Origin of the sequence: Streptomyces sp. NPDC051569, assembly GCF_044454085.1 — a bacterium.
In the GTDB taxonomy this organism is placed as follows: domain Bacteria; phylum Actinomycetota; class Actinomycetes; order Streptomycetales; family Streptomycetaceae; genus Streptomyces.
Genome location: NZ_JBITDJ010000021.1, coordinates 84,812 through 104,414, shown reverse-complemented (window position 1 = coordinate 104,414; position 19,603 = coordinate 84,812). Strand labels below are relative to the sequence as shown.

Below are 19,603 nucleotides of genomic sequence, written 5' to 3'. Positions count from 1 at the left end.
ACTTAGCCCTAGATTCGCGATACTTCGCCAGCAACTTGCAATTTTGTCACCCGAATTGATGGATGTGCGGCCCGTTTCACCATCGTGCGGGAGCGGGCGCTGCCAGACTCCGTCGCATGCCAAACTCGCGCCCAGTACCCACCGTTCGACGGCGACGCCTCGGCGAGGCCCTGCGCCGGTACCGCCATGCCGCCGGCCTGACCCTCGACACGGCGGCCGAGAAACTCGACTGGATCGGCCCGAAGCTGTCCCGGATCGAGACGGCCAACGCCCATGTCCGGCCCGTCGAAGTCGCCAAGCTGCTGAAGGTCTACGGGATCGACGACCCGGTCGTCGTCGCGGCGCTGGAAGGCCTGGCCAGGGACTCGCGGAAGCAGGGCTGGTGGCAGACGTACAGCGGAATCGTGGCACCGGCGTACGCGGACTACATCTCCCTGGAGTCGGATGCCGACAGCGTCCGCGAGTTCGCCCCGCTGTTGATCCCCGGCCTGCTGCAGACCGCCGCGTACGCCCGCGAGACCATCGCGGCCAACGCGACGACGCGAAGCCCCGAGGAAGTAGCGGCTCTGGCAGAGGTGAGGCAGGCACGACAATCGGTCCTCACCCGTCCCGAGGGGGCCTTGAAGATCTGGGCCGTGATCCACGAAGCGGTTCTGCACCAGCGATTCGCCGTCCGACCGAACACGATGCGCGATCAGCTTCAACGGCTGGTGGACATCTCCGAGATGCCCAACATCACGCTGCAGATCCTGCCTCTCGACGCCACACCGCACCCGGGCGGAGCAGGTGCTTTCAGTCTCGTCGGCTTCCCAGGCCCGATGCCTGACGTCGTACTGCTGGAGAATCTCATCGGAGCGACCTACGTTGAGGGCGTCGGAGAGGTGCGCACCTATGCCGAGGCGTTCGAACGCATTGTCGCCACTGCGCTCCCGACGGACGATTCACTGGCACTGATCGCTCGGATGGAAGAAAGAAGCCGTAAGTGAACGACGATCGCAAGGCAGAGCTGCACACCTTCGACCTCGCCGGAGCCCCGTGGCGCAAGGCGTCCGCCAGCGCCGGGGAGAACAACTGCGTCGAGGTCGCCCAACTCCCCCACGGCGGCAAGGCCGTCCGCGACTCCAAGCGTCCCGGCGCCGGGGCCCTCCGGTACACCGCCACCGCGTGGGCCGCGTTCAGCGCGGGCCTGGTCTCCGGAGATTTCTGAATCCGGTGGGATTTGCGTGACACGAGCCGCTGAGGGTCGGTCACCGGCGGACCACGGCCGAGGCCCGCCGCCGGGCGGCTTCACGTCCACCGGGCGGAAAAGGGGCCCCCGGGCGACCTCCCCCGCGTGATTCACTGCGGGCACATGTCCCATACGTGTGAGAAGGGGAGGCCGACGTGCCCCACGAGGTAGATCAGTCGTTCCTGGCACTGCCACTGAGGGCGCTCGCCGATGCCGCGCTCGCCAGGGCGCGGGCGCTCGGGGCCGAGCATGCCGACTTCCGGTTCGAGCGGGTACGCAGCGCGTCCTGGCGGTTGCGGGACGCCAAGCCCGCCGGGTCGTCGGACACCACGGACCTCGGCTACGCGGTGCGCGTCGTGCACGGAGGCGCCTGGGGGTTCGCGTCCGGGGTCGATCTGACGATGGACGCGGCGGCGCGGGTCGCCGGGCAGGCCGTGGCGATGGCCAAGCTGTCCGCGAAGGTGATCTCCGCCGCCGGTTCCGACGAGCGCGTCGAGCTGGCCGAGGAGCCGGTGCACGCGGAGAAGACGTGGGTGTCGGCGTACGAGATCGATCCGTTCACCGTGCCCGATGCGGAGAAGGCCGGGCTCCTGGCGGAGTGGAGCGCGCGGCTGCTGGGCGCCGAGGGCGTCGCGCACGTGGACGCGTCGCTGCTCACGGTCCATGAGAACAAGTTCTACGCGGACACCTCGGGCACGGTCACCACCCAGCAGCGGGTCAGGCTGCACCCGCAGCTCACCGCCGTCGCCGTGGACGGGAAGAGCGGCGAGTTCGACTCGATGCGGACGATCGCCCCGCCCGTCGGCCGTGGCTGGGAGTACCTCACCGGCACGGGCTGGGACTGGGACTCCGAGCTGGAACGCATCCCCGGGCTGCTGGCGGAGAAGATGCGCGCGCCGAGCGTCGAGGCGGGGACGTACGACCTGGTCGTCGACCCGTCCAACCTCTGGCTGACGATCCACGAGTCGATCGGCCACGCCACGGAGCTGGACCGCGCGCTGGGGTACGAGGCGGCCTACGCCGGGACCTCGTTCGCCACGTTCGACCAGCTCGGGAAGCTGGCGTACGGCTCCTCCGTGATGAACGTGACCGGCGACCGCACCGCCGAGCACGGCCTGGCCACCATCGGGTACGACGACGAGGGCGTCGAGGCCCAGTCGTGGGACCTGGTCAAGGACGGCACACTCGTCGGCTACCAGCTGGACCGCCGGATCGCGAAGCTCACCGGCCTCGGCCGCTCCAACGGCTGCGCGTACGCCGACTCGCCGGGCCATGTGCCCGTGCAGCGCATGGCGAACGTGTCGCTGGCGCCGGATCCCGGCGGGCTGAGCACGGAGGATCTGATCGGCGGGGTGGAACGCGGGATCTATGTGGTCGGCGACCGGTCGTGGTCGATCGACATGCAGCGCTACAACTTCCAGTTCACCGGGCAGCGGTTCTTCCGTATCGAGAACGGCAAGCTGGCGGGCCAGCTGCGCGATGTCGCGTACCAGGCGACGACCACGGACTTCTGGGGCTCGATGGAGGCGGTCGGCGGCCCGCAGACGTATGTCCTGGGCGGCGCCTTCAACTGCGGCAAGGCCCAGCCGGGCCAGGTCGCGGCGGTCTCGCACGGCTGCCCCTCCGCCCTCTTCCGGGGCGTCAACATCCTTAACACCACGCAGGAGGCCGGACGATGACGGGGAGCACCGCAATCGGCCGGGGGTCCGGGGGTCGTCCCCCGGGTCAGCACAGTCTCAACACCACGCAGGAGGCCGGACGATGACCGCGAGCCGCATCAGCAAGCCCCACGAGATCGTCGAGCGCGCTCTCGAACTGTCCACCGCCGACGGCTGCGTGGTCATCGCCGACGAGAACAGCTCCGCCAACCTGCGCTGGGCCGGCAACGCGCTGACCACGAACGGCGTCACCCGTGGCAGGACGCTGACCGTGATCGCCACCGTCGACGGATCGCAGGGCACCGCCTCCGGTGTCGTGTCGCGTTCCGCCGTCACCGCCGACGATCTGGAGCCGCTCGTCCGGGCCGCCGAGGCCGCCGCGCGCGGCGCGGGGCCCGCCGAGGACGCTCAGCCTCTGATCGGGCCGGACCGGGCCGGGCAGGTGTCCGGGGACTTCACGGACGCGCCCGCCGAGACGACGTCCGCCGTCTTCGCGGACTTCGCGCCGGCGCTCGGGGAGTCGTTCGCCCGGGCCCGGGCCGGGGGGCGAGAGCTGTACGGCTTCGCCAACCACGAGCTGACCTCGACGTACCTCGGTACGTCCACGGGCGTACGGCTCCGCCACGACCAGCCCAACGGCACGCTGGAGCTCAACGCCAAGTCCCCCGACCGCGCCCGCTCGGCGTGGGCGGGCCGGGCCACCCGCGACTTCAAGGACGTGGACCCCGCCGCCCTCGACGCCGAGCTGGCACAGCGGCTGGCCTGGGCCGAGCGGCGGATCGAGCTGCCCGCCGGGCGGTACGAGACGCTGCTGCCGCCGACCGCCGTGGCCGACCTGCTGATCTACCAGCTGTGGTCCTCGGCGGCCCGCGACGCGGCGGAGGGCCGTACGGTCTTCTCCCGCCCCGGCGGCGGCACCCGCGTCGGCGAGACCCTCTCCCCGCTGCCGCTCACCCTGCGCAGCGACCCGAACGAGCCGGGTCTGGAGTCCGCGCCGTTCGTGATCGCGCACTCCTCGGGCGACGACGCCTCCGTCTTCGACAACGGTCTGCCGCTGACGGCGACGGACTGGGTACGGGAGGGTGAGCTCGCTCACCTGACCACCACCCGGCACAGCGCCTCCCTCACCGGGCTGCCGGTCGCGCCCGGCATCGGGAATCTGATCCTGGACGGCGGCGGGGAGCGCTCGCTGGAGGAGATGGTCTCCGCGACCTCGCGCGGGCTGCTGCTGACCTGCCTCTGGTACATCCGCGAAGTCGATCCGGCGACTCTGCTGCTGACCGGGCTGACCCGGGACGGCGTCTATCTCATCGAGAACGGTGAGGTGGTCGGCGAGGTCAACAACTTCCGTTTCAACGAGTCGCCCGTCGATCTGCTGTCGCGGGCGGCCGAGGCCGGCCGTACGGAGAAGACCCTGCCGCGCGAGTGGGGCGACTATTTCACCCGGGCCGCGATGCCCGCCCTGCGCGTCCCGGACTTCAACATGAGCTCGGTCAGCCAGGGAGTATGACCGCCCTAGACTGGCGAAAGCACTAATTTACCCATCGAGGAGAGACATCACCGTGACGGACATCGTCGACGAGCTGAAGTGGCGCGGGCTGTTCGCCCAGTCCACTGACGAGGACGCTTTGCGCAAGGCGCTCGCGGACGGTCCCGTCACCTTCTATTGCGGTTTCGATCCCACGGCGGCCAGCCTGCACGTGGGACACCTGGTGCAGGTGCTGACCGTACGGCGGCTCCAGCAGGCCGGGCACCGGCCGCTGGCGCTGGTGGGTGGGGCGACGGGTCAGATCGGTGACCCCCGGCCGACCGCCGAGCGGACGCTGAACGATCCGGAGACGGTCGCGGGCTGGGTACACCGGCTCCGGTCGCAGATCGAGCCGTTCCTGTCCTTCGAGGGCCCGAACGCCGCGACCATGGTCAACAACCTGGACTGGACCGCCGGCCTGTCGGCGATCGAGTTCCTGCGCGACATCGGCAAGCACTTCCGTGTGAACAAGATGCTCACCAAGGACTCGATCGCCCGCCGGCTGGAGTCCGACGAGGGCATCAGCTACACCGAGTTCAGCTACCAGCTGCTGCAGAGCATGGACTTCCTGGAGCTGTACCGGCGGTACGGCTGTGTCCTGCAGCAGGGCGGCAGCGACCAGTGGGGCAACCTCACGGCCGGTCTCGACCTGATCCACCGCATCGAGCCGGGTGCCGACGTGCACGCGCTGGCCACGCCGCTGATGACGAAGGCGGACGGGACCAAGTTCGGCAAGACGGAGGGCGGGGCGGTCTGGCTCGACCCGGAGATGACCACGCCGTACGCGTTCTACCAGTTCTGGCTGAACGTCGATGACCGGGACATCTCCACGTACAGCCGCATCCTCAGCTTCAAGTCCCGCGAGGAGCTGGAGGAGCTGGAGACGCTCACCTCGGAGCGTCCGCAGGCCCGGGCGGCCCAGCGGGCACTGGCCGAGGAGCTGACCACGCTCGTCCACGGCGCCGACCAGTGCGCGGCGGTCGTCGCCGCCTCGCGCGCGCTGTTCGGGCAGGGTGAGCTGACGGAGCTGGACGAGGCGACGCTCGGCGCGGCGCTCTCCGAGGTGCCGGGCGCCCAGGTCGCCGAGCTGGCCACCGTGGTGGACCTGCTGACCGAGACCGGTCTGGCGCCGAGCAAGTCGGCGGCGCGGCGCACGGTCAAGGAGGGCGGCGCGTACGTGAACAACGTCAAGGTCGCCGACGCGGAGTCGGTGCCGGGCCGCGAGGAACTGCTGCACGGGCGGTGGCTGGTACTGCGCCGGGGCAAGAAAAACCTGGCCGCGATCGAGGTCACGGCCGGCTGACCGTACTCATCACTCATCCGGAACGGCGGGGGGCCGGGCGCGCGTCTCGCGTGCCCGGCCCCCCGCCGTTCCGGATGGCTGATTCCCGCCGGTGTTCAGGCCCGCTGCCGGTCGCCTCTGATCGCGTTCCAGAGCCTGTCGCCGACGAAGACCACGAGGACGGCGCCGAGCACCTGGAGCACATGGCGCGTCCAGTCGAAGCCCTTGGTGTCGGCGACACCGAGCCAGCCCGCGAGGGCGTTGCCGATCATGGCGCCCAGGATGCCGAACACGGTCGTCAGCCACAGCGGGATCCGCTGCTTGCCCGGGATGATCGCTTTGGCGATCAGGCCCAGCACCAGACCCACGACGATCGCCCACAACCAGTTCATGCTCGCCTCCTCGTACGGCGCGGTTCGCGCATGACGGTCAGTCTGCGCGGATGCGCCGTACGGCGCATGGCGGACGGCGCCGTACGGGGCAGGACCGGACCCATCGGTCAGGAATCGGTCAGGATGGGCGGGTGACCCGCTCTCGTGGGCGCCGGACTCCCGGCGTACCGTGGTCCGGGTCCGGTCCGGGGAGCGTCCGGCACAGGAATCGGGTGGGTGGGAACGTGAAGCGGAAGCGGAGCGGCGACGAGGTCTTCCGGATCACGGGGGCCCGGCAGGGACTCGCCGACGACGTACGCGGCCGGCAGCGACGGTACGTGATCTCGATGTCCGTCCGGACGGTCTCGGTGATCCTCACCGCCGTCCTGTGGAACGTGCAGCGGCCGGTCGCGATCGTGACGCTCGCCCTGGGTGTGCTGTTGCCGTACGTGGCCGTGGTGATCGCCAACGCGGGCCGGGAGAACGTACCCTCGATGCCCTCGACGTTCGTCCCCACGCCGGGGCGCCCGATGCTCGCGCCCCCGCCCGGGGCGCTCGCGACGGAATCCGGCGGCACCGGGAGCACCGAGGGTGAACGGCCTTCGCCGTAGCGCGAGTGGACGGGGGCGGGCGGGAGCGGACCCGAACGGGCGTGACCGAACGTAAGCAAAAACGATCTCAAGCGCTCCGCAAAGCTCAAGAAAAGCTCAGATCAATCGCGAAGTTCCGGTGCACCGGATCGGGTTGCCCGTGACATACTTTGCAGGCGCTCCGCATCCCCCGTCGGAGCGACGGACCGACGCCGGGCAGCTCCCCCCGTGGCTGCTCGGCGTCGCCCATTCGGGGCCTGTCCGGTGTCTTAGGGTGGTCGGGTGAACTTCCCCGCATTCCCGGATTCTCCCGGTTCCTCCACCGACGACGCGGCACCGGTCTGTTCCGCGAAGGGCTGTCGCACGGCCGCCGTCTGGGTCCTGGCCTGGAACAATCCCCAGCTGCACACTCCCGAGCGCCGCAAGACCTGGCTGGCGTGCGAGGAGCACCGCGAACACCTCTCCTCGTTCCTGGGCATCCGTGGCTTCCTCAAGGACGTGGTGACCCTGGAGGAGTGGCAGGACAGCGCTCCTTAGCGGTGGCCCTCGGACCCCGTCCGCCCCCGGCCGTTCAACCGCCCGTCCGCCCGTTCAGCCGGGCGCCGTCAGCCCGTTCAGCCGCCGATCGCCGACATCGGCCGGTCCGGCTGGAGGAACGCCGGATCGTCCAGACCCGAACCGGCCTTCTTGCCCCACATCGCCAGCTTCCAGAGTTCGGCGATGTCCTCGTCGGGCGCCTCGGAGCGCAGCGCCGACCGCAGGTCCGTCTCCTCGCGGGCGAACAGGCAGGTCCGGACCTGTCCGTCGGCGGTCAGCCGGGTCCGGTCGCAGGCGTGGCAGAACGGCCGGGTCACGGAGGCGATGACCCCGACGCGGTGCGGACCGCCGTCCACGAGCCACCGTTCGGCCGGGGCCGAGCCACGCTCGGACTCGCCCTCCGGGGTCAGGGTGAACCGTGTCCGCAGCGACTCCAGGATCTCACCGGCCGTGATCATGCCGTCCCGCTTCCAGCCGTGCTGGGCGTCGAGCGGCATCTGTTCGATGAAGCGCAGTTCGTAGTCGTGCTCCACGGCCCAGGCGAGCAGCTCGGGGGCCTCGTCGCCGTTGAGCCCCGGCATCAGGACGGTGTTGACCTTGACCGGGGTGAGCCCGGCGTCGCGGGCGGCGAGGAGACCGCCGAGTACGTCGGCGTGCCGGTCACGGCGGGTGAGTGCCTTGAAGACGTCGGGCCGCAGGGTGTCGAGTGAGACATTGACCCGGTTCAGACCGGCGGCCTTCAGGGCCGCCGCGGTGCGCTTCAGGCCTATCCCGTTGGTGGTCACCGACATGCGGGGGCGGGGCTCCAGCGCGGCGCACCGCTCGACGATCCCGACGAGGCCCGGCCTGATCAGCGGCTCCCCGCCGGTGAAGCGGACTTCGGTGATGCCCAGCCGGGTGACGGCGATCCGGACGAGACGGACGATCTCGTCATCGCTGAGCAGGCTGGACTTCGTGAGCCACTGGAGACCTTCTTCGGGCATGCAGTACGTGCAGCGCAGGTTGCACCGGTCCGTGAGCGAGACGCGCAGGTCGGTGGCGACGCGTCCGTAGGTGTCGATGAGCATCCGGGACCCCCTCCCTGTGATCGCTGTCTGACACGGTCGGACACTGTCGAGCCTACGTCAGGCGTCCGGCGGCACCCGGATCACCCGCTCGGCGGGCGCTCGGGAGGGGGAGGCGAGCGGCCGTACGTCCCTGGCCGCGTCGCGGTGTCCCGGCGACGCGGCCACGGAAGGGGGCTCCGGGATCCGAGGGGATCAGTGCGCCCCGGTGCCGGTGAGGGACTTGACCTCCAGCTCCGCGTACTTGCCCTGGTCCGGTTCCTCCTTCGACAGCAGGGTGCCCAGCCAGCCGAGCAGGAAGCCCAGCGGGATGGAGATCAGCCCCGGATTCTCCAGCGGGAAGAAGCCGAAGTCGGCGCCGGGGAACATCGAGGTCGGCTTCCCGGAGACGACCGGCGAGAAGAGGACGAGCAGTACGGAGGAGGCCAGGCCGCCGTAGATCGACCAGAGGGCGCCCGCCGTGGTGAACCTCTTCCAGAACAGGCTGTAGAGGAGGGTCGGCAGGTTGGCGGAGGCGGCCACGGCGAAGGCGAGCGCGACCAGACCGGCCACGTTCAGGTCGCGGGCGAGGGCGCCGAGCGCGATGGAGACGATGCCGATGGCGACGGTCGCCCAGCGTGCCGCGCGTACCTCTTCCTTCTCGGTGGCCTGGCCCCTGCGGATGACATTGGCGTAGATGTCGTGCGCGAACGACGACGAGGACGCCAGCGTCAGGCCCGCGACCACCGCGAGGATGGTGGCGAAGGCGACGGCGGAGATCACGGCGAGCAGGATCGCTCCGCCGGTCGAGCCGGCCCCGCCGCCGATCTCCAGGGCGGCCAGCGGGGCCGCCGTGTTGCCCGCCTTGTTGGAGGCGGTGATGTCCGCGGGCTTGAGCAGCGCGGCGGCGCCGAATCCGAGCACGATGGTCATCAGGTAGAAGGCGCCGATGATGCCGATGGCCCAGAGCACGGACTTGCGGGCGGCCTTGGCGGTCGGCACGGTGTAGAAGCGGATCAGGATGTGCGGCAGGCCCGCCGTACCGAGCACCAGCGCGATGCCGAGCGAGATGAAGTCCAGCTTCGAGGTCCCGGTGGCGCCGTACTTGAGGCCGGGCTCCAGGAAGGCCGCACCCTTGCCGCTGTTGCTCGCCGCCGTGCCCAGCAGGTCGGAGATGTTGAAGTGGAACTTCAGCAGGATCAGGAAGGTGATGAGGATGGTGCCCGCGATCAGCAGGACGGCCTTGACCATCTGGACCCAGGTGGTGCCCTTCATCCCGCCGATCGTGACGTACACGATCATCAGCAGGCCGACCAGCGCGACGATGGCGATCTTCCCGGCGTCGCTGGTGATACCGAGCAGCAGCGAGACCAGCACACCAGCGCCGGCCATCTGCGCCAGCAGGTAGAAGATCGAGACGACGATGGTGGAGGCGCCGGCGGCGGTACGGACCGGGCGCTGGCGCATGCGGTACGCGAGGACGTCGCCCATCGTGTAGCGCCCGGAGTTGCGCAGCGGTTCCGCGACGAGCAGCAGCGCGACCAGCCAGGCGACCAGGAAGCCGATGGAGTAGAGGAACCCGTCGTAACCGAAGAGGGCGATGGCGCCGGCGATCCCGAGGAAGGACGCGGCCGACATGTAGTCGCCGGAGACCGCGAGGCCGTTCTGGAAGCCGGTGAACTGGCGGCCGCCGGCGTAGAAGTCGGACGCGCTCCTGGTCTGCCGGCCGGCCCAGACGGTGATGACCAGGGTCGCCAGCACGAAGACGGCGAAGAGCGTGATGATCAGCGGCCGGTGCGCGCTCGCGTCCGAGGCCGCGGCCAGCTGGGACGGGATGTCAGCCGGATGGCTCATGCGTCCTCCTCCATACGGGACTTGATGGCGTCCGCCTTCGGGTCGAGCTTCCCGGCCGCGTAGCGCGCGTAGTACCAGGCGATGAGGAAGGTGGTGAGGAATTGCGCGAGGCCGAAGACGAGCGCGACGTTGATGTTGCCGAAGAGCTTGGTGCCCATGAAGCCGCCCGCGTAGTTGGACAGCAGGACGTACAGCAGGTACCAGGCGATGAAGGCGACGGTGAGCGGGAAGGCGAAGGAGCGGTACGTACGGCGCAGTTCGCCGAACTCCGCGCTCTCCCGCACCTCCGCGAACTGGGCGGTGGTGGGCTGCCGCGACGCGGGCCCGGTGGTCGTGAGTTCGGTGGTCGTGGGCCCGGTCGTGCTGGGCCCGGTCGTGCTGGGCTCGGTCGTGCTGGGTGGGGCCGGAGCGGTCGCGTCCGGTGTGGTCCGGACCGGGGCGGCGTCCGTTCCGCCTTCGGGCGGCGGTGCATCGGTAGCCACGGAATCTCCTCGTGACGCGGGTGCGGGTGGCATGGACACAGGAGGACCTCGCGAGGGGTGGAAGGTGCTGGTCCCCCTGACAACGGCACGGGAGGCGTGGCGAAGCGGTTCAGCCTCAGCCTTTTTTCTTCCGGAAATGATTGATGAGAAAGGATGATCAGAGATAACTTCGCTGGTCATGTACTCGTCCATGCGCGGTGTGCGCACGGGCGGCTCTCACGGATGATGTGGAGAACCCATGGCTCCTCTGGGATCCAGACGCCAGCGCGCCCTCGCGCTGCCCGCAGGTCTGGCGCTCATCGCTTCGCTCGGCTTCCTGCCGTCCGGTACGGCCTCGGCCGCCCCGGCCGGGGGGCTTCCCGCCCCGGTCGTCACGGACGGTCCGAAACTGTCGTACGTCGTCAACACCTACGGCGGGCGCTCCACGGCCGCATCGGTGAAGAAGGCGATAGACAAGGCCGGCGGCACGCTCGTCACCAGCTATGACCAGATAGGTGTCGTCGTCGTCACCTCGCGGAACCCGGACTTCGCCAAGACCGTCCGCAAGGCCGCTTGGGTCGACTCGGCGGGTGCCACCCGTACGGCGCCGCTGCCCACGCAGTCCACGACCGACATGGGTGCGCCCCGGACGCTCACCGCCGCCGAGGTCGCGGCCGCGCAGGCCGGCACGACGGCCGGCCAGGATCCGCTGGAGCCCCTGCAGTGGGATCTGGCCGCCATCAAGGCGGACAAGGCACACGAGAAGAGCCTCGGCAGCAGGAACGTTACGGTTGCCGTCATCGACACGGGTGTCGACGACACGCACCCGGACATAGCCCCGAACTTCGACCGCAAGGCGTCGGTCAACTGCGTGGCCGGCAAGCCGGACACGACGGACGGCGCCTGGCGGCCGACCAGTGCGGAGAGCCCGCACGGCACGCATGTCGCGGGTGAGATCGCCGCCGCGAAGAACGGCATCGGCATGACCGGCGTCGCGCCGGGCGTGAAGGTGTCCGGCATCAAGGTGGGCACGACGGCCGGGTTCTTCTACACCGAAGCGGTCGTCTGCGGCTTCATCTGGGCCGCCGAGCACGACGTCGACGTGACCAACAACAGCTATTACACCGACCCCTGGTACTTCAACTGCAAGAACGACCCGGACCAGAAGGCCCTGGTCGAGGCGATCACCCGCGCCACTCGCTACGCCGAGAGCAAGGGCACGGTCAATGTGGCCGCGGCGGGCAACGAGAACTACGACCTCACGTCCCACTCGATCCACGACGCGAGCAGCCCGAACGACACCACGCCGGGCGGTCGTGACATCGACCCGTCGAAGTGCTTCGACATCCCGACCCAGTTGCCGGGTGTGGTCACGGTCGCGGCGACCGGTGCCAAGAGCCTGAAGTCGTCGTTCTCCAACCACGGCCTCGGCATCATCGACATCGCGGCCCCGGGCGGCGACTCGACCGCCTACCAGACGCCGGCCCCGCCGGCGACCAGCGGTCAGATCCTGGGCACGCTGCCCGGTGGCTCGTGGGGCTACATGGCCGGTACGTCGATGGCTTCCCCGCACGTCGCGGGTGTCGCGGCCCTGCTGAAGTCCACGCACCCGCACGCCTCGGCGGCGGCGATCAAGGCGCTTCTGAAGGTACAGGCCGATGACGTCGCCTGCCCGAAGGCGTACGACATCAACGGTGACGGCGTGATCGACGCGGTCTGCGAGGGCGGCAAGCGCGACAACGGCTTCTACGGCGCGGGCATGGCGGACGCCCTGGACGCGGTGCGCTGGTAGCGGTCACGTCCGGCCACGGGCGCGGGCCGTCCCCCCGGGGGGCGGCCCGCTTCCGTGAGTCCCGCTACGGCTTGATGAGCACCTTGAGGGCGGTGCGCTCGTCCATCGCCTTGTAGCCCTGCGGAACGTCGTCGAGGCCGACCGTCAGGTCGAAGACAGGCGAGGGGTCGATCGTGCCGTCCAGGACGTCGGGGAGCAGTTCGGAGAGGTACGTACGGACGGGGGCGATGCCGCCGCGCAGGGCGATGTTCCGGTTGAACATGTGGCGCAGGTCGACGCCGCTGCCGCTGCCGTGCGGGGCTCCGACGTAGCCGATCGCGCCGCCGTCGCGGGCGATCCTGAGGGCCGTGACCATCGACTGCTCGGTGCCGACCGCCTCGATGACCGCGTGCGCGCCCTGGCCCCGGGTCAGCTCCCGGACGGCCTCCACAGCCTCCTCGCCGCGTGCCGCCACGACATCCGTCGCGCCGAACGTCCTGGCGATGTCGGTACGGACCTGGTGGCGGCCGAGCGCGATGATCCGCTCGGCGCCCAGCCGCCTGGCGGCCAGCACGCCGCACAGCCCGACCGCGCCGTCGCCGACGACGGCGACCGTGCTGCCGGGCCGTACACCGGCGCCGACGGCCGCGTGGTGGCCGGTCCCCAGCACGTCGGAGAGCGCGAGGAGCGCGGTCAGCAGGCGGTCGTCCGAGGCCGCGTCGGCGGGGAGCTTGACGAGCGTGCCGTCGGCGAAGGGCACCCGTACCGCCTCGCCCTGGCCGCCGTCGGAGCCCGCCTGCCCCCAGAAGCCGCCCTGCGGGCAGGAGGTGGGAAGGCCCTCGTGGCAGAAGTCACAGATGCCGTCGGACCAGACGAAGGGCGCCACGACGAGATCGCCGCGCGCGAATCCGGCCACCTCGGAGCCGGCTTCCTCGATCACGCCGAGGAACTCGTGTCCGATGCGCTGGCCCGTGCCGATGGTGGACTCGCCCCGGTACGGCCAGAGGTCGCTGCCGCAGATGCAGGCGCGCAGCACCCGCAGCACCACGTCGGTCGGCTGCTGGATCGCGGGGTCCGCCACCTCCTCCACGCGGATGTCGTGCGGGGCATGGATGACGGTGGCACGCATGAGCAGGTCCCTCACTGATTCAGACGCTGATACGACTATCACCGTACGCCCGGGACGCCTCACACCCCCGCGGCCCCCAGCAGCACTCCCGCCCCGTACGTCACACCCATCGCCACCGCTCCCCCCGTCATGTTCCGCAGGACCGCCCGGCTCGCCGGCGCCGCGCCCAGGCGGGCGCTCCACCAGCCCGTCAGGGCCAGGGCCGCCAGGACCGAGAGGACCGTGACCGTCAGGCGCAGCGACGCGGCCGGGAGCACCATCGCCAGCAGGGGCAGCACCGCGCCCGCCGTGAAGGCGAGGAAGCTGGCGCCGGCCGCGTGCCAGGGGTTCGTCAGGGAGCCGGGGTCGATGCCCAGTTCGACGTTCGCGTGGGCGCGCAGGGCGTCGCGGCGGGTGAGTTGCTCGGCGGCCTCCCGGGCCACCTCCCGCGACAGGCCGCGCGCCGCCAACAGGTCGGTGAGCTCGTCCAGTTCGGCTCCCGGCCGCTCGCGCAGCTCACGCCGCTCCTGGGCCAGCGCCGCCTTCTGCGAGTCGCGCTGGGTGGACACCGAGACGTACTCCCCGGTGGCCATCGACATCGAACCGGCCAGCAGCCCGGCGAGACCCGCGGTGAGCAGCGCGGAGCGCGAGCCGGTGGCACCCGCCACCCCGACCACGAGGCCCGCCGTCGAGACGATGCCGTCGTTCGCGCCGAGGACGGCCGCGCGGAGCCAGTTGAGGCGGGTGCCGAGGGAGGCGCCACGGGACTCGTCGTGGGGGGTGTCAGTCACCCGGGGAGGGTCTCACCGACCGGCTCGCCGGGGGCCGATCGACCCGCGGGTGACGCCGGTCCCGGCCCGTCAGGGGCGCCCGGGCGACGGCACTGTCAGTCGTGGCCCGTATTCTCTGTGACCATGCTCGACGACCAGACGACTGCAGTGACGTGGCCGGCCGCCTACCCCCAGGGGTACGCGGTCGTCGACGTCGAGACCACCGGCCTCGCCCGCGACGACCGGATAGTGTCTGCTGCCGTCTACCGCCTGGACGCCCAGGGCAATGTGGAGGACCACTGGTACACGCTCGTCAATCCGGAGCGCGATCCCGGACCGGTCTGGATCCACGGCCTGACGAGCGACGTGCTGGAGGGGGCCCCGCTCTTCCCCGAGGTGGCCGCCGAACTCTCGGAGCGGCTCGACGGCCGGGTGCTGGTGGCGCACAACGCGATCTTCGACTGGTCGATGATCGCCCGGGAGTACGCGCGCGCGGAGCGGACCGCGCCCACCCGGCAGCGGCTGTGCACCATCGCGCTCTCCAAGGAGCTGCGGCTGCCGCTGCCCAACCACAAGCTGGAGTCGCTCGCCGCGCACTTCGGCGTCGTCCAGCAGCGCGCGCACCACGCGCTCGACGACGCCCGGGTACTGGCCGAGGCGTTCCGTCCGAGTCTGCACGCCGCGGCCCGGGACGGGGTGCGGCTGCCGCTGCTGGAGTGCCGGCCGCTCACCGAGTGGTCGGACGCTCCGGCGCGGCCCCCGGCCGGCTATCAGCCGTCGTCCCGGCAGGCGAGCTGGCGGCCCTCGCGCAAGCGGCCGGCCTGCCCGCACCCGAACCCGGGCCGGTACGCGCCGGGTGAGCCGCTCATGCAGGGGATGCGGGTGGCGTTCTCGGGCGATACGTCGGTCGACCGCGAGCTGCTGGAGGACCGGGCCGTGGAGGCGGGACTGCATGTCGCGACGAGCGTGTCCCGGCTGACCAGCCTGCTGGTGACCAACGACCCGGATTCCGCCACGTCCAAGACGGCCAAGGCCGCGTCGTACGGGACACCCGTCATCGACGAGGCGGCGTTCACGCAGCTGCTGCGGGACGTGGCTCCGGCGCGCGGCGCGGTGCGGGACCCCGCGCCCGCCCCGGAGCCGGTGCAGACCACGCTGCCCATCCCCGCGCAGTCCCCGCCCCCGGTGAACAGCTGACCGACGGCTCTCCGCAGCGCCTCCGGCCTCGCGCCTCGCGCCTCTCAGTGGGAGCCGGCCGGGGCCGGGGCCGTCAGTGGTCCGGGTGGATGTGCAGCGGGATGCCGAACGCCTTCCGGACGCCGACCGCGAGGGGGGCCGGGGCGGAACCGTGCGTGGTGGCGTGACACAGCTGGGGAAGCCGGCGCGGCCGGCGCCGCTGTTCCTCGATGAGCTGCTGCCAGTGTTCCGGGGGGCCGGCTATATGCGTTACCCGGGATTCCTCGAAGAGGTCGAGACATTCGGCGGGATTCCACAACTCGGGAAATACGCTGGTGCCCGCGGTGAGAATGGGCTGCCAGATAGCGGTCGTCAGACCGGTGGGGTGAGTGAGCGGGTACGTGGTACCGAATATCTCATTCATGGGAGTGCGCGGTTCACCGGAGTTGGCGGCGGCGTGCGTCGTGGTGAGCGCGTGGGTGGACAGCCTTTTGTGCTGGTAATTGATCGTGGTGGGTGTCCGGTGATTGAAGTCGGGAATGGCGAGACACGGGTTGTCGGTGTCGCGCGGCAGTGGGTGCGGGTGTTCCTCGTCCGCCTGCCAGACGCCTGACCGGTCGCGGCACAGTCGCTCGAAGTCGAGCGCTCCGGTGGTACGGGCGTCGCCGACGACGATGCGGTGCCGGAGGTCGGGCAACCGGGCGGAGACGGCGAGGAGTTCCTGGGCGTTGTGGTGGCCGTGGTGACCGTCGTACACGACGCAGGTGCTCGCCCCGGTGGTGGCCAGGGTGTGTTCGAGCTGGTGCGTGGTGACGGTCTGGGGTATCGGCACGGCGAGGGCCCCGATCCGCAGGCAGGCCAGCAGAAGGGTGGCGCTCCCCCAGCAGTTGGGCATCTGCAGGGCCACGGTCTCGCCCCGCCGTACCCCGCACAGGGTCAGCACGTCGGCGAACCGCTCGACGTGTTCGAGAAGTTGGCTGTAGGTGATCCGCGTGGCACGTTCGCCACCGGCCCCGCCGGACATCAGTGCGAGGTGGTTGGGCAGCGCGGAGGCGACCTGGTGGAGCGCGGTGAAGATGGTCTCTCCTTCACGCAGGGGAGCCGGGGGGCGGGGCTGCGTGACTGCGGTGGTGCGGTCAGCCATGGGCTGAGCTCCTGTTCGCGGCGGTGCGATGGTGCGATGGCGCGGCTGCCTGCTGCACGAGCCGGGCGACGTGCACCCGGGAAGGGCAATTGAGTTTCTGCATAACGTGACGCAGGTGATTGATCACTGTCCACTCGGAGAGTTCCAGACTCCGGGCTATCTGGCGATTGGTCAAACCGTCCGCGACCATTCTGGCGATCTGACTCTGGCGGGGAGTCAGGGCTTCGAGGGCGGGGACATCGGCATTATTCGAGGTCGACGCGCGTAGCGTTGTGGGCGGGGCGGAGAGTGCGTCGTTGAGAGCGGCCAGCGGTCCGGTCCCGGTTACCTGGCGGCGCAGTTCGGTGAGGGTGCTCTCACCGAGTGCGGATCGCAATTCGTCGCGCAGGGCGTTCAGTTGGGGAGCGTCCTCGGAGACGGGCAGCCGGTGGTGTTCGCGGAGCACCTGCGCGGTGAGCAGGAGCCGTGCGGCCCGGTGCTGCTGGCCCTCGGCTATGTGGGGCAGGACACGCGCGGCTGTCTCCAGAGCACGGGTCACCTGGCGCGGTCCGCCCGCTTCGCGGAGCAACTCCATGGCTTCGCGCACCGCGGCGTAGGCCTGGTCCGGCCGGCCGGCCGCCGTCAGGACGCGGGCCAGGTCCGTCAGGGTGACGGCGCGGGCGCGCGAGGCTCCGGCGGAGTGCAGATCGTCGAGCGCCCGGAGCAGGTGCGCCTCCGCCGTCCCCTGGTCAGGGCTCTGGACCTGGTTCTCGGCCCGGGCGGGGATCCGGCTCTGGCTCTCCGTCTGGGAGCGGGTCTGGGTCTGGGTGTGGGTCTGGGTCCGGGCGAAGGTGATGAGCGCGAGTGTCCGGCGGGCCGCGGCCGCGCCGCGCCGGTCCCCCAGGCGGTCGAGCTCGGCGATCGCGGCGGCCGCGTGGGAGCCCGCGGGGCCGAGGCGGTTCGTCCGGCGTTCCCATTCGGCCTGATGGGCCACGGTCCGGGCCGCCCCGGCCGGGTCGGCGAGCGACTGGTACACGGCGCCGGCGCATGTCAGCAGTTCACCGATGCCACGGCCGTGCTGGAGAACCGGCCCCAGGGTCAGCGACCAGGCCGCCGCGGTTTCGAGCGACCGCGCCAGCAGGGTGCGGTGCTCGGGATCGTCCCGGTGTTCCTTCTCCAGGTGCCCGATGGACCGCACCAGGTGGTCGAGCATGTCCGGGAGCCCGCTGAGGTCCTCCAGCGCCACATCGAGCGCGAGGAGCGTCCTGGCCGCCGCGTGGTGGTCTCCCCGGGACTGGAAGTGGGCGATCGCCGCGCGGAAGTCGCCCATGCGCCAGCGCACCGCGGGCAGCCACTGGGCCTGTGACGTCTCGCGCATCTTCTCCTGGGCCGCCGCCGCCATGTCCGCGAAATGGTCGGCGTGCCGGTCACGGGCGCGCGCGAGTTCCGCCGGCACGGGCGGCTGATGTCTCAGGTAGTAGTTCCTGACCACGTGGAGCATCCGGAAGCCGATGTCGCCGTCCGCGCGTTCCACTCTCTGGAGCAGGCTCATGTGGACCAGCGTCTCCAGGTGCCGCATCATCTGCGGCCAGCTCAGGCCGGCCACGCGCTGAGCGGTGGCGAGGTCGAACTGTCCCTCGCACACGGTGAGTTGCTGGAGGAAGTGGCGGTGTTCCCGGGTGAGTACGGGGTCGCCCCAGGAAAGGGACCGGTCGACGGTACGGTGCCGGGCGGGGCGGTCGAGGAGGCGGCTGCTGGCCGGCCACTCGCCGCGCCGGAGCTGGGTGAGCAGCGCCCGGGGGCCGAGCATGCCGACTGCTCCGGCGCCGAGTTCGATGGCGAGGGGAAGTCCGTCGAGAGCCGCACAGATGTCTCTGATGACGTCCACGTCCTCCTCGGGGAGGGCGTAGTGGGGGCGGTGTGCCCGCGCACGCTCCATGAACAGGCGTACGGCCGGTGATTCGGGGTTCGACAGGGGCGAGGAGGCCGCGGTCGGCACCGGAAACGGGCGGACCGGGAAGAGCCGCTCGGCGTAGATGTCGAGGGAGACCCGGCTGGTGAGCAGCAGGCGCAGACCCGAGCACCGCGCCGACAGCCGCGCGATGTCCAGGGAGAGCTGAGCGGCGATCAGGTCGCAGTTGTCCAGGATCAGCAGGAGTTCGCGGCCGCCTATCCGGTCGGCCAGGTCTTCCGGAAGGGAGTCGTCCGCTTGAGGGGCGGTCATGCCCAGCTGGGTGGCGATCTCCCGCCAGGCGGCGGCGGAGGTATCCAGGGAACTGAGGTCGACAGCGGCGACACGGCCGCTGAGGACGGATCGCGCGGCGGCAGCGTGTGCCAGCCTGCTCTTGCCGACTCCGGCCGGCCCGGTAAGCGTCAGTATGCGGACCGTCGGATCGAAAAGCAGTCCCGTGAGAGTCGCCAGCTCGGTTTCACGCCCTATCAAGCGCGTATCACCATGTTGTTTCGAGAGCAATTCCCGTGGGGAACTTCCTGGATCGCCGACGGGTGGATCGGTTCGGACGGATGCCACTTCCGCAGTTGACCACATGCAAAGATCCCCAGCCTTTGACCAGCGTAACTCGGAACAGAATAGACCAGGTCAGGCCCCGACGGGGGACCTTACTGCGACTTAACGCGCTCTTCAACTCTCCTTTTCCTCGAAGTCCCGGCAAGCAGGAAATGGTCCGGGCGCACACACGGGAACGGCGGAGCCGTTAAGCCCGGCTTCTCGTGACTCAGCGTCATTCTGCTTGTCGGCGACGGCTTTTACGCTGCGCACCCGCCGGTGGCGACGGCAGAGGCGGGGCGAACGGGGAACCCCGGGGCGAACACGTACATCCATGACCTTTCCCGTGACCTGCCAGGCCGCACAGGGGTTTCGCACCGGGAGGAGTGCGGACCCAGAGAAAGGGAATGCGAATGCCCGTCGGCCCCCCGGACCGCGACGGCCTGCAGTTTCGTATTAGCCTGACGTTCCCGTAAATTTCAGAAGGACCGTGCGGAGGCGATCCGCGCACACGTACCGGATCCGCGCACACCGGGATTTCCGGACAGATTATTCCGGGCCAGGTTGCGGGTATGTCCTGGTTTACGGGCGGTTGTT

At 70.3% G+C, this 19,603-nt stretch carries 16 protein-coding genes and 1 pseudogene; 9 read left to right on the top strand and 8 right to left on the bottom strand.

What is annotated here, in order from left to right:
• The first annotated feature begins 116 nt into the window (after positions 1-116).
• From ACIBAE_RS25075 to tyrS, 5 genes are all read left to right on the top strand, one after another.
• Positions 117-986, top strand: coding sequence for a helix-turn-helix domain-containing protein (locus ACIBAE_RS25075; RefSeq protein ID WP_399289507.1), 870 nt, complete (start codon positions 117-119; stop codon positions 984-986).
• On the top strand, positions 983-1,207 hold the full coding sequence (locus ACIBAE_RS25070; protein WP_399289505.1) for a DUF397 domain-containing protein: 225 nt from the start codon (positions 983-985) through the stop codon (positions 1,205-1,207). The genes ACIBAE_RS25075 and ACIBAE_RS25070 overlap by 4 nt, the downstream gene beginning before the upstream one ends.
• A 176-nt stretch (positions 1,208-1,383) precedes the next feature.
• The gene (locus tag ACIBAE_RS25065) at positions 1,384-2,907 is read left to right on the top strand and encodes a TldD/PmbA family protein (RefSeq protein ID WP_399289503.1); all 1,524 of its coding nucleotides are present in this window, start codon (positions 1,384-1,386) and stop codon (positions 2,905-2,907) included.
• Between the two features lie 82 nt (positions 2,908-2,989).
• Positions 2,990-4,396, top strand: coding sequence for a metallopeptidase TldD-related protein (locus ACIBAE_RS25060; RefSeq protein WP_399289501.1), 1,407 nt, complete (start codon positions 2,990-2,992; stop codon positions 4,394-4,396).
• A gap of 52 nt (positions 4,397-4,448) precedes the next feature.
• A complete protein-coding gene (tyrS, locus tag ACIBAE_RS25055; protein WP_399289500.1) occupies positions 4,449-5,717 on the top strand; it encodes a tyrosine--tRNA ligase in 1,269 nt (422 codons plus the stop codon).
• Positions 5,718-5,812: 95 nt separating this feature from the next.
• On the opposite strand, the gene ACIBAE_RS25050 is transcribed toward tyrS, so the two are convergent.
• The gene (locus ACIBAE_RS25050) at positions 5,813-6,088 is read right to left on the bottom strand and encodes a GlsB/YeaQ/YmgE family stress response membrane protein (protein WP_399289498.1); all 276 of its coding nucleotides are present in this window, start codon (positions 6,086-6,088) and stop codon (positions 5,813-5,815) included.
• Positions 6,089-6,312: 224 nt separating this feature from the next.
• Between ACIBAE_RS25050 and ACIBAE_RS25045 the strand changes: the two genes are divergently transcribed.
• Entirely contained in the window at positions 6,313-6,678 is a 366-nt protein-coding gene (locus ACIBAE_RS25045; protein WP_399289496.1) for a DUF3099 domain-containing protein, read from the top strand.
• A 261-nt stretch (positions 6,679-6,939) separates the two neighbouring features.
• Positions 6,940-7,194: a hypothetical protein gene (locus ACIBAE_RS25040; protein ID WP_399289494.1), complete on the top strand. Its 255-nt coding sequence runs from the start codon at positions 6,940-6,942 to the stop codon at positions 7,192-7,194.
• A 77-nt stretch (positions 7,195-7,271) separates the two neighbouring features.
• On the opposite strand, the gene moaA is transcribed toward ACIBAE_RS25040, so the two are convergent.
• The 3 genes and pseudogenes from moaA to ACIBAE_RS25025 all read right to left on the bottom strand — a co-directional run.
• Positions 7,272-8,261, bottom strand: a complete 990-nt coding sequence (moaA, locus tag ACIBAE_RS25035) for a GTP 3',8-cyclase MoaA (protein ID WP_399289492.1) — start codon at positions 8,259-8,261, stop codon at positions 7,272-7,274.
• 192 nt (positions 8,262-8,453) lie between these two features.
• On the bottom strand, positions 8,454-10,091 hold the full coding sequence (locus ACIBAE_RS25030; protein ID WP_399289490.1) for a cation acetate symporter: 1,638 nt from the start codon (positions 10,089-10,091) through the stop codon (positions 8,454-8,456).
• A pseudogene (locus ACIBAE_RS25025) lies at positions 10,088-10,402 on the bottom strand (DUF485 domain-containing protein); the annotation flags it as partial. The gene ACIBAE_RS25030 and the pseudogene ACIBAE_RS25025, both read right to left, overlap by 4 nt.
• A 409-nt stretch (positions 10,403-10,811) precedes the next feature.
• Here ACIBAE_RS25025 and ACIBAE_RS25020 point away from each other — a divergent pair.
• Positions 10,812-12,344, top strand: coding sequence for a S8 family peptidase (locus ACIBAE_RS25020; RefSeq protein WP_399289488.1), 1,533 nt, complete (start codon positions 10,812-10,814; stop codon positions 12,342-12,344).
• Between the two features lie 64 nt (positions 12,345-12,408).
• On the opposite strand, the gene ACIBAE_RS25015 is transcribed toward ACIBAE_RS25020, so the two are convergent.
• A complete protein-coding gene (locus ACIBAE_RS25015; RefSeq protein ID WP_399289486.1) occupies positions 12,409-13,452 on the bottom strand; it encodes a zinc-dependent alcohol dehydrogenase family protein in 1,044 nt (347 codons plus the stop codon).
• A 59-nt stretch (positions 13,453-13,511) separates the two neighbouring features.
• Positions 13,512-14,222: a VIT family protein gene (locus tag ACIBAE_RS25010; RefSeq protein ID WP_399289484.1), complete on the bottom strand. Its 711-nt coding sequence runs from the start codon at positions 14,220-14,222 to the stop codon at positions 13,512-13,514.
• A gap of 117 nt (positions 14,223-14,339) precedes the next feature.
• Here ACIBAE_RS25010 and ACIBAE_RS25005 point away from each other — a divergent pair, with 117 nt between their 5' ends.
• A complete protein-coding gene (locus ACIBAE_RS25005) occupies positions 14,340-15,398 on the top strand; it encodes a DEDDh family exonuclease (RefSeq protein WP_399289482.1) in 1,059 nt (352 codons plus the stop codon).
• A 73-nt stretch (positions 15,399-15,471) separates the two neighbouring features.
• Here ACIBAE_RS25005 and ACIBAE_RS25000 read toward each other — a convergent pair whose 3' ends face one another.
• On the bottom strand, positions 15,472-16,521 hold the full coding sequence (locus ACIBAE_RS25000; RefSeq protein WP_399289480.1) for an AMP-binding protein: 1,050 nt from the start codon (positions 16,519-16,521) through the stop codon (positions 15,472-15,474).
• Complete coding sequence (locus ACIBAE_RS24995) at positions 16,514-18,943, bottom strand: LuxR C-terminal-related transcriptional regulator (RefSeq protein ID WP_399289478.1); 2,430 nt, start codon at positions 18,941-18,943, stop codon at positions 16,514-16,516. Before ACIBAE_RS24995 ends, ACIBAE_RS25000 begins: the two co-directional genes overlap by 8 nt.
• Positions 18,944-19,603 lie beyond the last annotated feature (660 nt).